Raw genomic sequence first — 14,421 nt, 5'->3', positions numbered from 1 at the left:
GGCGGTCAAAGTCTTGCCGCCGGGGCCATCTTTTAGGTTGTGAGTTCGAATCATGCAAGGACGCCGAGTATATCTAACACGGTATAGTTAATTGCAAATCGGTCGGGACATCGGTCCTGCGAAACTGATCCCATTCATAGGCTCAGCTTAGTCAGCAAGCTTGTTCCTCGTCTCTCCTATCATGCAATTGCATTCGACCACACTTGATTCGAAAACATCACAAGCATCATGACTAATTCATCCACAACCGAGACAGTAGACTCAACCCAGCCCTTGCCTGCTGTCATGTTTTTATATCGTACCAGTGTAAGGTGTTTTTTGGTATGCGGGATGAGCCTCGGGATTTAAACGAAGTGCACTAACCTGATAGTTGACACAGACTGAAATTCCGATACGTTATTGATATTAGCGTCTGATAATTTCAAATCACAAATTCTTCCATGAATTACAAAGGAACACGCTAAAAATCCTAGCCTGAATACTCTTCTGGCACAAACTGATTCAGAGGAAATACGGATTGATTCTCTTTCGATAGTAATTAGCTGCCAACGTGAATTAATCACATTGGCAGCTATACTTCTAATTTAACTTCTGCTTATCTTTGAGTACTTCTTCGAATAACCTGTCTCTGAAGTCTGAACTTTTATAAAGCTGATCATTTTTCTGCATAGCAAAGTCAAATTCTTCAGATACTTCCACGAATTTTTGCAACACACCCTCAAGGAGCTCATCCGAGGGGTCATCTTTTAAATCGCGGACTGGTATATCTTTAAATTGTTCTTTGTCATTCACGTCAGAACTTAGTAATGAATAACATGAAGTCAGGTAATACCGAGCGTTCAATGAATCAGATGATATCTTTTTCGCTTCAGGTGTTTTAAGAAATGTATCAATCTTGTTTTGTACTTCTAGCGCTTTCTTGTATAAAGTAAGATCTTCATCTTTAGTTGGGAAAACTAATTCCCAACCTTTACCGCCATCCTTATTAAGAAAAGTGGTTGGCCGAGCCCTCGCCTGATCTGGTACCAGCAATTTGTAAGCCATAACTGCTTGGCTTAACTCTGTTATTGTCCTAATACGGCTAAGTGGCGTTTCACTGCTTCTATACTGATATTTACGACGCTCGTAATACCACTTATACCCTTTTAGATATTGTTCGATTCTTATTTGCAAAGAATCATTCGCGTGAAGTTGCGTTTTGGGAATGGAATTTTGTTTGTTCGTGCCTGTAATAATGTCTTGCCTAATCACTTCATCTTTACTAGTAATTACTCTCACCAGCAAACACTCTTTAAGTCGTTTTTGTGTTATAGCATTCTTTTGGAAAGCATTAAAGAGAGCAAACGAAGTTTGAAGCCCATTAACTATGAGAGGATTTTCAATAACCCACTCTGATTTATTTTCGTCATATGTTTCATCAGCCAAGATGGTAATCCCATTATTTAACCACCAAAAGCGGGTATTACTATCACTCTTTAATGTATTAAGGATTGCCCTATTGACATCAGTATTACCTGCATAATCCCTAACGTTCGATTCAAACATTTCTGTGTTTATTTTTCCGACTTCAGAATCACTGTTCGATTCAGCAGAATAGTCGAGAGGCTTTCGAATGAAATTCAAATATTCTTCAAGAGTGACTAGAGCGACGAAGTTTTTGGCTCTAATCCTCCCCTTTCCTGTAATATCATCGTTTTCTGAATATTCATTTTCTATAATAGCTTGATCAAAAATTTTTAACGTTGCATTATAATTTGTGGATTGAGCCCCGACTTTCTGTATTTGCAGGCTATCCCAATATTCGACACTGACAGAAGAATCAGTTGGTAACATGCCTTTTAGATCAGACTCTAATTGCCTGCCCCTAGACCTAATTAATTTCGGCAAACACTTCTGTAGGCCAAAAGAAGCATATATGCAATGCAGACGAATTACAGGCATGATATTACTTAACTGTTCTCTGGTATTCCTTAGGTTGAGTGAGAATCTTTGCAATTCTTCGCTTAACCCGCTTTCAGCCAATTTCTGCAAGTCTTCCTTCTCTAACGAGCTATTAAGCAACAAGGTAATCGAACTGTGCATTTTCGGCCAAACGTCGGCTTTCCATGACAAAGTATTCTTTGATTGAATGAAATACAGATCCAAGGGTGTTTTTTTATGCAGAACTTTGGGCACAATGTCTCCGAGGTCGCCTTGGTCTAAAACCTGATTGTTGATCACAGCATACAGAGAATCGATACCACCGTCTTCGGACCCACCAACAAGACCATTCTCAATTTCAGCATAAGTCGGAGAAAATGATTTAAGAACCAGACGAGCGGAAAATAACTCAAAAGCCTGATCTTCATCCATGCCCTTGTAATCAGTATTGCCCTTAATTTCTGATTTAAAATAGTTATATGCAACTTCTTGGTCGGGTAGCTTTTTTTGTGTTTCATTCACTTTGATCATACCTTCAATCAAGTCAAAACAGCTGTGTTCATTCATCCTGTCTACCAATATTGTGGGTTATCATAATGGTAGTTTATTCATTATAACTGCAATATTAAACAAACTTTCTAAAGTAATAGAATTCCAGATGAAAAAAGTTCGCCTGTATTTGATTTTGCCAGTATTCACAGCTTTTCCGATAACTCCACTGTGCCTTAATGTGTAATCTTCTTCCACCTTTGTTAAGAACATTAGATTCATTTGTCGTCCAGGGATTAGAAATATTCCAAGTTCCAAGGCCCCTAAAACATCAATTGTAAGACGAGATCTAACCGTAAGCGAAATTAAGACAGCTGGCTAATCAAATTCCCAATTGAACGGCTATCTTCCTTTACACAATTGGGGCCAGGGCTCGACACCAGCGGTCCATCGACATGATGCCCATGGCGTGTGACATATATACTAGTATAATAAACGTCGGGGCCGCAGAATCACGTTGGATCCTGCGGCCCCGCCGCTCTTCCATGCCACCCAGGTCAGAAGGTGGAGTAGTTGGACATCTGTCTGAGCATGGGCACGTTGCTGGCCAGCCACGGGAAGCCCCATTCCATCAAGGCACAGGCCAGAGCCAGCAGGAGCAGAATCAGCAGAAGCCAGCGAATCGGAGCTATGCCGGACTGGTGCCGCAGCAGCCAGCCATAGAGGCTGATCATGGGCTGAGGCTTCTCGCCCTTGCGAATCTGCCGCAGCAGGGGGTAACGCCAGGCTGCCAGCGCCGCCAGGTAGATGATCAGATAGGCTGCTGCCAAGACCAGGAAGACCGGCTGCAGAGAACCCAGCCTGGCCATGACCGAGCCCTTGTCGTCTGCGAAGGCCACGTTGCTGCCGCGGTCGCCCAGCAGTTCCTTGGGCACTCCGTCGGACACCTTGGCCCAGTAGTCGAATTCGCCCCAGCTGATCCAGCGGTGGGTGGCTGTGGTGTACTTGGGCTCGCAGGTGGTCAGGGTGATCATGCGCCGATCAGGAGCCTGGTTGGGCGAATAGGGGTTGGGAGCGATAACGCTGACCTCGTTGGCTGCGACGATCTTGTAGCGGGTGTAGTGGTAGACATACCAGTAATCCTTGGTGCGCAGAACGATGGCATCGCCCACTCGCAGCTCGTCCACATGTCCCAGCGGCTCACCATAGCCGGCTCGGTGTCCGGCAATGGCCACATTGCCCATCTCGCCCGGCATCTGCGTATTGGGGTAGTGCCCCAGCCCTGCGTAGGCCAGCTCTCGGGGCGACGTGCCCTGAACCACGTTGCGCTCCCAATGCTGTCCAAAACGGGGAATGTAGGCCTGGGCCATCAGTTCACCCTCGGAGGCCTGCTTGGGCTGCACCGGCGGATCCCCCTTCTGAGGCTTGGCCACCTTGCGGGTGTCGCCCGATCCCGGGTTGCTCCAGGAGGTCGAGGCCCGGGCCTCCAACTGCTGATGCTCGGACTGCACGCCGGTCCACCAGAGCTGCCAGACCACGTAGAGTGCGCAGACGACTGCCAGAGTGATCAGCAGCTCCCCTACGATTTCTGCAATGCCCACCAGCCAGGTTCGCCGCTTATCCGCCGGTTTGTCGACCGACGTTTTGTCGTTCTCCGAGTCCTCTGTCGTCATTTACCGTGCCTTCTCATCTAGCGATGCGTACTGGAGTGGCTGCAGGACAGCCGTCGTCTCAGGGAATCTCAGATTATCCGAAGATTCGACATTCCAACCCAGACCTACCGTATTCACATACTCCTTGTAAATCCGGATGGATGGCGAAGCATTCAGGGACTTGGTCATCCGGTCGACTGGCCCTATGGCTGAAATCTTATATGGCGGCGAGTACTTTCGGCCATGCAACAGCAACACATTGCCCACGCATCGCACGGCCGTGGTGGGCAGAACCCGCTGATCCTGGATCCGCATGGACTCGGCTCCCCCGGCCCAAAGCGCGTTGACCACGCTCTCCACATCCTGCTGATGGATCACGTAATCGTTGATGTTGGCCGTCGACCCGTCGGAGCCCACCTTCTGCTGCCAGAGCGGGGAATCATTGAGGGTCACCGTCAATCCCGGCCCCTGGACGGCCTTGAGCACCGTGCCCGAGCCGGGGTCCTCGCGAGCCTGGTCCGAGCCGCCCTTGTCGTCGGTCAGGGTCTTCAGCGCGTTGATCTGCGAGCTCATGTCATTGATGTCCTTGCGCAGCTCGGCAGCCTTGTTCTCGCGCTCCTCCACAAGCCCGGCCGTGTCCGAGGTAACCGTGACCGTCCTGTTGACCCGGATGTTGGTGGTCAGCATGAACCCGACCAGGGCCAGCACCACAGCCACAGACACTGTGCCGACCAGGGACCTGCGCGCACCGTGCCGTCCCGTTCGTCTGGCCATAGGCATACCTTCATCCTCGTCTGCGATAGTATTACGTTCGAGTCTAACCGCTACTATGGCTTAGTAGATCTACTGAAGGAGAATAACCTCATGGCAGAGCATCAACTCCATGATGACGAAGACCAGGCGGTGGACAAGGCCAAGACCGCCGACACTGGCGAGGATGCCGAGGACGAGGAGTACGGCCTGTCCATGGACAAGGTGGAGGCCGTGCTCAACCAGAGCGTTGACAAAAAGCACATGACTCCGCAGATGCGCCGCATCGTGGAGCGTCAGGAGGAGAACACCCGCCGCGTGGAGGACACCATCAAGAGCACCAAGGCCAATCCGCGCTGGTTCGTGCCCCTCTTCGTCACGCTGATGGTGGTGGGCCTGATCTGGATCGTGGTCTACTACATCTCCTCCGCCAGAGGCAGCGTCTTCCCCATCCCCGGCATCGGCAACTGGAACCTTGCCGTGGGCTTTGGCATTCTGCTGATCGGCTTCCTCATGACCATGTGGTGGCACTGATCCAGCCGCATTGTTCTTCAGGAACCCCGCAACCGTCCAGGCACGGCTGTGGGGTTCTTCGTATACCCATTCACACCTGAGCGTCAGGCTTGTGTGGATTCAAATCCACCGTTTCGAGACCGGAGCCAAAGTTATCCACAATCGCCCGAATTCCTCGTGGACAGTCTGAGGCACTCGTCCACAACCCTACTGCTAATTGGGTTCTGTCTTCACTTATCCACTTTTTACAGGCATATATGCACCAGTTCTGAATACTTATTCCCAGGTTATCCACACGATTGTCAACAAATGTGGATAGATGACATCCATGTCATTTACCAGAGGAGGCGGGTACTGATTTTCAGCGCATGGGATTGAACATGTTGCAGCCCAGAGCCAGCAGGACCAGGGCCGCCAGGAAGATCAGCGTGGGCAGCAGCCAGGAGAGCAGACCATGCACCCGTGAGCCGGGCCGGCCCATATGCAGCAGGGTCAGCATGAAGAGGCCGCCGACGATGAACCCGCCAACGTGGTCCTGCCAGGCGATGCCGGGCACGAACAGGGGCATGCAGAAGTTGATGCCCATCCAGACCACCAAGGAAAGGATGTCAATCCCCAGACGGCGGTAGACCACCAGGATGGCGGCGAAGAGTCCGAAGAGCGCGCCCGAGGCCCCGATGGCCGACGTACCCCATCCATTGGGCGCCAGGACAGCATAGACCATCAGACCCAGGTCTCCGCCCAGCCCGCTGATCATGTAAAGGGCCAGGAAACGCCCGTGTCCTATCAGATTTTCCAGCACCGGCCCCACAACCCAGAGGGTGATCATGTTGAAGAGGATGTGTGAGACATTGGTGGCGTGCAGAAATATGTTGGTAACAAACATCCAGGGCTCATGAATGGCCGCAATCGGCACGAAGGCCCAATAGCCCAGCAAAAGCCGCTGATAGCGAAGGGGCGCCAGCAGGTACAGGGCCATCTGGATGACCCAGGCCGCTATGCAGATCAGGGTGATGGCTATGGTCACCACCGGAGCATGGTCACCCCAGTACCGCCGGATCCATCCCAGCGGCCCCCGACCGTTTCCTCCGCCTTTGAAACTGGTGCCCATGCCATTGACCATGAATCATACCTTACCTGACCGTCCGGCCGGGGTGTGCGGTTTCCGTGCCGCAATGGCACCGATGCGCCCCATAGTTCGCCGCTTTCTACTAGGATGATGACTAGGTCGGTCGAAGTGGGCAGGACCGACGAAAGTCGTCGAAAGGAGCCAAACATGGAGAATTCATCTTCAAACGGCTGGAAGTTCTTTGCACTGCTCTTCGGCACGCTGCTGGCCGGCGTTGTCGCTCTGTTCGTATACAAGCAGCAGAACCCGGATTACGATCCCTGGGAGGAGCCCTGGGAGAACAGCTCATCGCCAGTCGACCTGGGCCTGGCCAAGGATGAGGAGGACAAGGGATCCGAGGATCCCGAGACCCCTCTGCAAGCGGGCGCACAGGCCTGACCGTTCCGGTCGGGAAGGAATCCGACCCAGCGTCACGGACGTGAGGGCAACGGATTCCTTTTTTCATGCCTGAATTCGGCCCGGCTGCAACCTGCTGGACACGCCTGTTGGGGTGGCGCGCCACAATGGAGCCATGAGCGCCATACGGGAAGCAGACATGGAAGAAGGCCGCCGGGATTTTCTGGCCTGGCGGGATGCAGCCAAGGAGGCCGCGAACAATCTGGGTCCGGGGGGCGACCGCCTGTCAGTGGCCCCGCAAACGGATAGGCGCAGCAAGGCCATGGCTGTCCGCTATTCCCTGCACATGCTGGAGATCAAGGCCCCCGGCCCCGGCGTGGAGGTCAGGGTGGCCCCCTGGGGAGCCGTCAAGATTCTGGACGGACCGGCATCCGACCCGCATAACCTGACCCCGCCCGACGTAATCGAGCTGGACCCTGATGTCTGGCTGCGGCTGGCCGCCGGTATCACCAGCTGGAGCGAAGAAACCGCTGCAGGGCATATCAGCGCCGTAGGCGAGCGCGACGATCTGCACGAACTGCTGCCCCTGGTATGAGGCCGGCTACTTGCTCGACGACCCCTTGGCTGCAGTCTTCTGATCCTTGCGGTGTTTGAGCGCGCTGGGCACGGGAATGGGAATGCGCTTGTGGGGCTTGGGCGTGGCTGGCATCTCCCCGGAGGTGGCTTTGGCAGCAGCCTCGGCGGCCCACCGGGCGTAATCGTCCAGATCATCGTCCGCGGAATCCTCGGGGTCCTGGCCCCCCGATTTGCGAGAATCCGGCTTGGAGTATTCCTCTTCAACCATTTTGAAGGGATCTTTGCCCCTGGTTCCGGGTTCCTTGCTGCTGAGCTCTTTGGCCAGCTCGTCGTAATCCGTGTCCGTTGTCAGATATTTGAGCTTCCGGGCTATTTTCGTCTGCTTAGCCTTCTGACGTCCGCGGCCCATCCGACCCCCTTCGCCAGGTAACGTGCACTTAGGCAACTTGAATGTGAATTTGCATCATTTATGAGAGTACCACCTGAGCATCTTGTCGGCTCGGACTTTTACCATAAAAGCAATTCCCAGAACGACATTCGGCACGACGGCAAGGGTGGGACCATGCAGGAAGAAGTCACAGCGGCAGGCAACGAGATCAGCGACAGCTTCAGAGCCGCCAAGCATCGGTCCGACCAGGTGCTGGCCGAACTGGACAAGAATCCGAGCCGCTACACCATGCTGACCGGCGACCGCCCGACCGGCAGGCTCCACCTGGGCCATTACTTCGGGTCCATCCGCGAGCGCGTCCAGATGCAGAATCGCGGCGTGCACACCAACATCGTCATCGCCGACTACCAGGTCATCACCGACCGGGACACCACCGAGCACATCCGCGACAACGTGCTCAACCTGGTGCTGGACTATCTGGCTGCGGGCATCGACCCCAGGAAGACCATGATCTTCACCCACTCGTCCACCCCGGCAGAGAACCAGCTGCTGCTGCCCTTCCTCTCCCTGGTGACCGAGGCCGAGCTTCACCGCAACCCCACCGTCAAGGCCGAGATGGAGGCCAGCGGCCACGCCCTGACCGGTCTGCTGCTAACCTACCCGGTCCACCAGGCCTGCGACATACTCTTCTGCAAGGCCAACGTCGTGCCCATCGGCAAGGACAACCTGCCGCATGTGGAGCTGACCCGGACCATCGCCCGCCGCTTCGACGAGCGCTACCCCGGCGAAGCCCCGGTCTTCCCCGAGCCTGATGCCATCCTGTCCGACACCCCTGAGATCCCGGGTCTGGACGGCCGCAAGATGAGCAAGTCCTATGGCAACTCCATCATGCTGGGCGCCACCGCCGAGGAGACGGCCAAACTGATCCGCAAGTCCCCCACCGACTCCGAGCGCAGGATCACCTTCGACCCCGTCAACCGCCCCCAGGTCTCGGCCCTGCTGACCACAGCCGGCCTGGTGACCGACCGGAGGCCCGAGGAAATCGCCGAGGAGATCGGCGATGCCGGCTCGGGCGCCCTCAAGGCCTATGTGACCAAGTCGGTCAACGAGTTCCTGGCACCCCACCGCGAGCGCCGGGCCGAGCTGGCCAAGGACATGGACACCGTGCGCGACATCCTGGTCGAGGGCAACAAGCGCGCCAACCAGATAGCCGAGGAGACCCTCGATCAGGTCCGCTCGGCCATGGGCATGCGCTACTAGACGTCGTACCGCCAGGAGCGGTCGGTCAGCACACGGGCCGTTACCAGACCGATGGGCAGGCAGATGATGACCATGAAGGCCCGGAAGGCCCAGTCCAGGGCGTTGAGCGTATTGAACTGCCCTAAGTAGAACATGGCCCGGTACATATACAGACCGGGCACCATGATGACGATTGAGGGCACGGTCAGGCTGATTCTCGGGTAGCCCAGGTCGGGCGGCAGCAGGCCGTGACGGACCGAGGAGCGCCAGACCGTGGCCAGCATACCGGCCAGGAAAGCGCCCAGGAAGGCGGCCATCTCCGGAGGGACATGGAGCATGTCCTGCATCTCCAGGCGCATGGTGTCGGTCAGAGCGCCGATGACGGCGGCCACCAGGGCCATGCGCTGGGGTGAGTTGAAGAGGACCGAGAAGCCCCAGACCCCGCAGAAGGCTGCAATCATGCGAAGACCGGCCATCAGCCAGGGGCTCAGGTTCATGGGTTCGAAGCCCTGGGGGTTGAGCATGACCATCCGCGCCACGGCCCATCCGCCCAGTGTGGCCACCAGGATGATCGAGAAGGCGTAGGTGATGCGCTGCACCCCCGAGGGGAAGTCCAGCTTGGCGATGTCCAGGCCGCCGGTGACCAGTGGGAAGCCGGGAATGACGAAGAGGATGGCACCGATGTAAGCCGTGTCGTGCCTGAGGGCCACCGGGTCGAAGATACCCACCAGCCTCAACGTGCCGACGCAGGCCAGGGCGGCGATGATGACCGCCACCCCAGTGGCGAAGAACTGGTTGATCCGCCTACCCAGCATCTGACGACGCACCCACTGGCCTATACCAGCGCCGACGAAGGCTCCGGCCATGTCGTAGGGGCCGCCGCCCAGCAGGAAGACGAAGGCTGCGCAGGCCACGGCCGAGGCGAAGCCCGAGAAGAGGGGCGAATAGAGGGGCTTGCGTCGCTCGATTAGGTCCAGGCGTTCATGCGCCTGCCGGACCGTGATGCCACCCCTGGCCTGTGGCTTTGGGGACGCGGGCTTGTCAGAGGAGGCAGGCCGCCCAGCCGCAGAATCGCGCCCCCGGCTGGTTGCAGAAGATTCAGTGGCTGCAGAACCGGCGGCACTCGAATCTGAATTCTCAACCGCATCGGCAACAGAAACGGAAGCAGACCTGGAATCTTCGGAACCATCCGAGGCCGTGGTGGTCGGCATGGCCTCCGAACGAGGCGTGGAGCCTACAGTGCCCAGACCGGCGGCCGTCCTGGTGTCCATGGCCGCCGCATCGATCCGGTTCTGGCTGATCTCGTCCTCGTTGTGTACGGCGGTGGCCACCGCATCCTTGAGCGCCTCGGCAGCATCCTGGTCCTGGGCCAGCACCTCCTTGACAGCCTTGCGGGCCGCCGCGTAGACGTTCGGCTCGTCCAGGTTGTCCACCAGCTCCCGGGAGACCACCGTCATGGCGTGGTAGGTCCCCGCCTGCCCGCACTTGACGCTGAGCCAGTCCGCGAAGTGCTCCAGCAGCCAGATCCGCTCGGTGTTGACCCCGGTGGTGGGCAGGTCCACCACCTCGGTGATGCGGGACACACCATCCGTGCAAGTAGCCTCGATGTCCGTCAGGTTCACGTCGGCCCGCACATGCACGCCCATGGGGTAGGCAATCCTATGCATCATCTCGCGCACGCGGAAGCTTCCCGTGCCGGCCCCCAGCTCCAGCATGCCCACCCGCACAATCAGGCTGGTCTTGGCCGCTATGCAGGCCTCGACGATGGGCTTGTCGTAATCGCGTTCAATGTCCTCCATGTCCAGCGGAATGGAGTGGGTGTGGTACTTGCTTACCCGTCTGACCTCGGCTGCGGTCCTGCCGCGATAGCCGTCCTTGGAACTCCTGCTCTTGAATTTCACACCCACATTCATACTCCACCCGGGTCACGTGCCCTTGCACCGGCGCATGGGACCATGAAACGTATTCGACCCGAAAGCGTCCTAGAATGGGCCGCGAGCCATCGAACCGAAGGCTGTGGGCCTGCAACGCCGACCACCAATAACCGCGGAGGAGCCGTGGAATGGTCGAAGACCGGGCAACCTGCGATTCGACAAGGAGGACTGATGACAGATAGTAATCAGCAAATCACGGCTGCCGATGCGACCCTGGTCACGTCCGGCACCGGGACCAAGGGGCCGGAGGAACGCAAGCTGCCTCAATCGTTGGATGAGGACATGGCCTTGTGCCTGCGGCTGCTCAGGGATGTGTTGGGGGAATTCGATCAACAGCTGCTCAAGCGGTTCGACTCCCTGCGCGAGGACGTGATGACGGCCAGCGCCGAGCACTTCAACCGCCACCCCTCGGACCCCGTGCCTGACGAGGACGGCCTGTCCAAGGCCGTGGCCCTGATCGACGACACCTCAATCAAGGATTCCCAGCTGCTGGCCCGCGCCCTGACCACCTACTTCCACCTGGCCAACCTCTGCGAGGAGAACTACCGGGTGAAGGTCCTGCATGAGCGCGAGGGCAAGGTGGACCTTAAGGTCAAGGGCACCGACCCCATCAACGAGATGACCAGCGCCTACAGCCAGCTCCTTCAGGAGATGGGCCCGGCCAAGGCCTCGGAGCTGCTGGAGAAGCTGGAGTTCCACCCCGTCTTCACCGCCCACCCCACCGAGGCGCGGCGCAAGGCCGTGGAGGGCAAGATCCGGCGCATCGCCAACCTGCTGGCCGTTCGCCGCGGCCTGGGCGGTTCCGAGCTGGAGGAGAACGAGCGTCTGCTGCACAACGAGATCGACGCCCTCTTCCGCACCTCGCCCATCGCAGCCAAGAAGCCGACACCCGTCGAAGAGGCCAACACCATTCTGGACATCTTCGACGCCACGCTCTTCGAGACCATTCCCAAGGTCTACCGCCGCTTCGACGACTGGATGCTGGGCAAGAAGGCCGGCATGGTCAAGCCCGTCTGCCCCGCCTTCTTCCACCCGGGCAGCTGGATCGGCTCCGACCGTGACGGCAACCCCAATGTGACCGCCAAGGTCTCGCGCAAGGTGGCCCGCAAGTTCTCCGACCACATGCTTGAGGCGCTGGTCAAGGCCACCACCACCGTGGGCCGCAACATGACCATGGAGGTGACCACCACGCCGCCCAGCCCCGAGCTGAGGAGCCTGTGGAGCCACCAGAAGGAGATGAGCGAGCGCCTGACCGATCGGGCCACCACCATCTCGCACAACGAGCTGCACCGGGCCGTGGTCCTGGTCATCGCCGACCGTCTGCAGGCCACCATCCAGCGTGACGCCGACCTTATGTATGCCGACTGCGACGACTTCATCGCCGACCTGCGAGTGGTCCAGGACTCCCTGGCCAAGGCGGGCGCGGCCCGTCAAGCCTACGGCCCCCTGCAGGATCTGATCTGGCAGGCCCAGACCTTCGGCTTCCACATGGTTGAGATGGAGTTCCGCCAGCACTCCCTGGTCCACGCCCGCGCCCTGGAGGACATCCGCGAACACGGCCTGCACGGCGAGCGCGGCGAGCTGCAGCCCATGACCCACGAGGTGCTCGACACCTTCCGCGCCCTGGGAGCCATCCAGAAGCGCAACGGCCAGAAGGCCGCCCGCCGCTACATCATCTCCTTCACCAAGTCGGCGCAGAACGTAAAGGACGTCTACGAGCTCAACCGGCTGGCCTTTGAGCATGCCGAGGACGTGCCGGTCATCGACGTGATCCCCCTGTTCGAGCAGCTGGAGGACCTGCAGAACTCGGTGGACGTGCTGGAGGAGATCATCAAGATCCCCGAGGTCCAGGCCCGGCTCAAGGAGACCGGCAACAAGATGGAGGTCATGCTGGGCTACTCCGACTCCTCCAAGGATGCCGGACCCGTCTCGGCGACCCTGGCCCTGCACTCCGCCCAGGAGCGCATCGCCAAGTGGGCCGAGAGCCATGACATCGACCTGACCCTCTTCCACGGACGCGGCGGCGCCGTAGGCCGTGGCGGCGGCCCCGCCAACCGGGCCGTGCTGGCCCAGCCTGTGGGCTCGGTCAACTGCCGGTTCAAGCTGACCGAACAGGGCGAGGTCATCTTCGCCCGCTACGGCAACCCGGTCCTGGCCATCCGCCACATCGAGTCCGTGGCCGCAGCCACCCTGCTCCAGTCCGCGCCCAGCGTGGAGGAGCGCAACACCACCATGACCGAGAAGTACGCGGACATGGCCGACGAGCTGGACCAGGCCGCCCACGAGCGCTTCCTGGACCTGCTGCACACGCCGGACTTCGCCCCCTGGTTCTCCATCGTGACGCCTCTGAACGAGATCGGCCTGTTGCCCATAGGCTCACGACCCGCCAAGCGCGGACTGGGCGCCAAGTCCCTGGACGATCTGCGGACCATACCCTGGGTCTTCTCCTGGGCGCAGGCCCGCATCAACCTGGCCGCCTGGTACGGCCTGGGCACCGCCTGCGAGAAGTTCGGCGACCTGCAGACCTTGCGTCAGGCCTACGAGGAGTGGCCCCTCTTCAGCACCTTCATCGACAACATCGAGATGAGCCTGGCCAAGACCGACGAGCGCATCGCCAAGATGTACCTCTCCCTGGGCGACCGGGACGACCTGAGCCAGAAGGTCCTCTCGGAGATGGAGCTGACCCGCAAGTGGGTCCTGCAGATCGTGGGCGACGAGTGGCCCCTGCAGCACCGCCACGTGCTGGGCCAGGCCATCCGGATCCGCTCTCCGTATGTGGATGCCCTGTCGGTGACTCAGGTGCGCGCCCTGCGGGCCCTGCGTCGTCGCAACGACAAGGAGGAGCTCAGCAAGAGCCAGCAGGCCGACTTCATCTACCTGATCCTCTGCACCGTTTCGGGAGTCGCCGCCGGCCTGCAGAACACCGGCTGATCCCCGCTTGACGATTTAAGGATGAGGCCCCGTTCTCTTGCAGATAGCAGGAGGCGGGGCCTCGCCGTATCCAAGTGACCCTGACACGGTCGTGTGTTGTTTGTGGGTCGGGTGGTAGGGTGAAAAGCGGGGGACGTCGAGAAGACGACTGGCTTACGCCATTAGCTCCTGCAATTTGATGCAGGGTTGGCGTTGACAGACAGAACGTTGATAGGCAAGCGGCATAGATACCGTTTGGTGTTTGGTGAAGGGGTTTTGGTTTCATGCATCTGGTTTCCCGTCTGCGTCGCACCTTGGCGATGACGATCGTCCTGCTGGGAATGCTGGCAGGCCTGGGCGTCACATCCGCCCAGGCGGATGCTCCTGTACTCACCGGGGGGGGGGGGTCGTCAGACCCCTCGCGTAGCTGAGCAAACCCCCGGCACCCTCCCCAGCAACGCACCAGACACCCCACTGCCCTCGCCATCGCCGATACAAGCCGCCACACCATTAAGCCCAGCATCATCCAAGCCCGGCACCCCGTCATCGACGACGGGAACGCCTGAAAACACAGACGCCGCTCCA

At 58.1% G+C, this 14,421-nt stretch carries 12 protein-coding genes; 6 read left to right on the top strand and 6 right to left on the bottom strand.

Annotation, left to right across the window (positions count from 1 at the left end; genetic code table 11):
• Nucleotides 1-579: 579 nt before the first annotated feature.
• From H3V04_RS08385 to H3V04_RS08375, 3 genes are all read right to left on the bottom strand, one after another.
• A complete protein-coding gene (locus H3V04_RS08385) occupies nt 580-2,487 on the bottom strand; it encodes an AIPR family protein (RefSeq protein WP_198188086.1) in 1,908 nt (635 codons plus the stop codon).
• Between the two features lie 479 nt (nt 2,488-2,966).
• Nucleotides 2,967-4,082 (bottom strand): class E sortase, encoded by a 1,116-nt coding sequence (locus tag H3V04_RS08380; protein WP_198188084.1) that lies wholly within the window; start codon nt 4,080-4,082, stop codon nt 2,967-2,969.
• A complete protein-coding gene (locus tag H3V04_RS08375; protein ID WP_198188082.1) occupies nt 4,083-4,835 on the bottom strand; it encodes a DUF881 domain-containing protein in 753 nt (250 codons plus the stop codon). It abuts the gene before it with no gap.
• A 90-nt stretch (nt 4,836-4,925) separates the two neighbouring features.
• Between H3V04_RS08375 and crgA the strand changes: the two genes are divergently transcribed.
• On the top strand, nt 4,926-5,345 hold the full coding sequence (gene crgA / locus H3V04_RS08370; protein ID WP_198184274.1) for a cell division protein CrgA: 420 nt from the start codon (nt 4,926-4,928) through the stop codon (nt 5,343-5,345).
• Between the two features lie 340 nt (nt 5,346-5,685).
• On the opposite strand, the gene H3V04_RS08365 is transcribed toward crgA, so the two are convergent.
• Nucleotides 5,686-6,447, bottom strand: a complete 762-nt coding sequence (locus H3V04_RS08365) for a rhomboid family intramembrane serine protease (protein WP_198188080.1) — start codon at nt 6,445-6,447, stop codon at nt 5,686-5,688.
• Between the two features lie 153 nt (nt 6,448-6,600).
• Here H3V04_RS08365 and H3V04_RS08360 point away from each other — a divergent pair, with 153 nt between their 5' ends.
• Nucleotides 6,601-6,831: a hypothetical protein gene (locus H3V04_RS08360; RefSeq protein WP_015021110.1), complete on the top strand. Its 231-nt coding sequence runs from the start codon at nt 6,601-6,603 to the stop codon at nt 6,829-6,831.
• Nucleotides 6,832-6,964: 133 nt separating this feature from the next.
• Nucleotides 6,965-7,384: a sterol carrier family protein gene (locus tag H3V04_RS08355; RefSeq protein ID WP_198178503.1), complete on the top strand. Its 420-nt coding sequence runs from the start codon at nt 6,965-6,967 to the stop codon at nt 7,382-7,384.
• A gap of 6 nt (nt 7,385-7,390) precedes the next feature.
• Here the strand turns inward: H3V04_RS08355 and H3V04_RS08350 are convergent, their stop codons facing one another.
• On the bottom strand, nt 7,391-7,774 hold the full coding sequence (locus tag H3V04_RS08350; RefSeq protein ID WP_198188076.1) for a DUF3073 domain-containing protein: 384 nt from the start codon (nt 7,772-7,774) through the stop codon (nt 7,391-7,393).
• A 153-nt stretch (nt 7,775-7,927) separates the two neighbouring features.
• Between H3V04_RS08350 and trpS the strand changes: the two genes are divergently transcribed.
• The gene (gene trpS / locus H3V04_RS08345; protein ID WP_198188074.1) at nt 7,928-9,013 is read left to right on the top strand and encodes a tryptophan--tRNA ligase; all 1,086 of its coding nucleotides are present in this window, start codon (nt 7,928-7,930) and stop codon (nt 9,011-9,013) included.
• Here the strand turns inward: trpS and H3V04_RS08340 are convergent.
• The gene (locus H3V04_RS08340) at nt 9,010-10,791 is read right to left on the bottom strand and encodes a threonine/serine exporter ThrE family protein (RefSeq protein WP_232340608.1); all 1,782 of its coding nucleotides are present in this window, start codon (nt 10,789-10,791) and stop codon (nt 9,010-9,012) included. The two genes, trpS and H3V04_RS08340, sit on opposite strands and share 4 nt — an antisense overlap.
• A gap of 306 nt (nt 10,792-11,097) precedes the next feature.
• On the opposite strand from H3V04_RS08340, the gene H3V04_RS08335 reads away from it, so the two are divergent.
• Both H3V04_RS08335 and H3V04_RS10195 read left to right on the top strand, forming a co-directional pair.
• The gene (locus tag H3V04_RS08335) at nt 11,098-13,857 is read left to right on the top strand and encodes a phosphoenolpyruvate carboxylase (protein ID WP_198188072.1); all 2,760 of its coding nucleotides are present in this window, start codon (nt 11,098-11,100) and stop codon (nt 13,855-13,857) included.
• Between the two features lie 263 nt (nt 13,858-14,120).
• Nucleotides 14,121-14,267: a hypothetical protein gene (locus H3V04_RS10195; protein ID WP_232342658.1), complete on the top strand. Its 147-nt coding sequence runs from the start codon at nt 14,121-14,123 to the stop codon at nt 14,265-14,267.
• Nucleotides 14,268-14,421 lie beyond the last annotated feature (154 nt).

Source organism: Bifidobacterium sp. M0353, assembly GCF_016100645.1.
In the GTDB taxonomy this organism is placed as follows: domain Bacteria; phylum Actinomycetota; class Actinomycetes; order Actinomycetales; family Bifidobacteriaceae; genus Bombiscardovia; species Bombiscardovia choladohabitans.
Note: the sequence above shows the minus strand (reverse complement) of the source record. Positions and strands in the feature narration are given on the sequence as shown.

What these genes read in the sequence shown, in the direction of transcription:
- H3V04_RS08385 (WP_198188086.1), bottom strand. Translation starts at nt 2,487, where the DNA reads ATGAATGAACACAGCTGTTTTGACTTGATTGAAGGTATGATCAAAGTG.
- H3V04_RS08380 (WP_198188084.1), bottom strand. Translation starts at nt 4,082, where the DNA reads ATGACGACAGAGGACTCGGAGAACGACAAAACGTCGGTCGACAAACCG.
- H3V04_RS08375 (WP_198188082.1), bottom strand. Translation starts at nt 4,835, where the DNA reads ATGGCCAGACGAACGGGACGGCACGGTGCGCGCAGGTCCCTGGTCGGC.
- crgA (WP_198184274.1), top strand. Translation starts at nt 4,926, where the DNA reads ATGGCAGAGCATCAACTCCATGATGACGAAGACCAGGCGGTGGACAAG.
- H3V04_RS08365 (WP_198188080.1), bottom strand. Translation starts at nt 6,447, where the DNA reads ATGGTCAATGGCATGGGCACCAGTTTCAAAGGCGGAGGAAACGGTCGG.
- H3V04_RS08360 (WP_015021110.1), top strand. Translation starts at nt 6,601, where the DNA reads ATGGAGAATTCATCTTCAAACGGCTGGAAGTTCTTTGCACTGCTCTTC.
- H3V04_RS08355 (WP_198178503.1), top strand. Translation starts at nt 6,965, where the DNA reads ATGAGCGCCATACGGGAAGCAGACATGGAAGAAGGCCGCCGGGATTTT.
- H3V04_RS08350 (WP_198188076.1), bottom strand. Translation starts at nt 7,774, where the DNA reads ATGGGCCGCGGACGTCAGAAGGCTAAGCAGACGAAAATAGCCCGGAAG.
- trpS (WP_198188074.1), top strand. Translation starts at nt 7,928, where the DNA reads ATGCAGGAAGAAGTCACAGCGGCAGGCAACGAGATCAGCGACAGCTTC.
- H3V04_RS08340 (WP_232340608.1), bottom strand. Translation starts at nt 10,791, where the DNA reads ATGGAGGACATTGAACGCGATTACGACAAGCCCATCGTCGAGGCCTGC.
- H3V04_RS08335 (WP_198188072.1), top strand. Translation starts at nt 11,098, where the DNA reads ATGACAGATAGTAATCAGCAAATCACGGCTGCCGATGCGACCCTGGTC.
- H3V04_RS10195 (WP_232342658.1), top strand. Translation starts at nt 14,121, where the DNA reads ATGCATCTGGTTTCCCGTCTGCGTCGCACCTTGGCGATGACGATCGTC.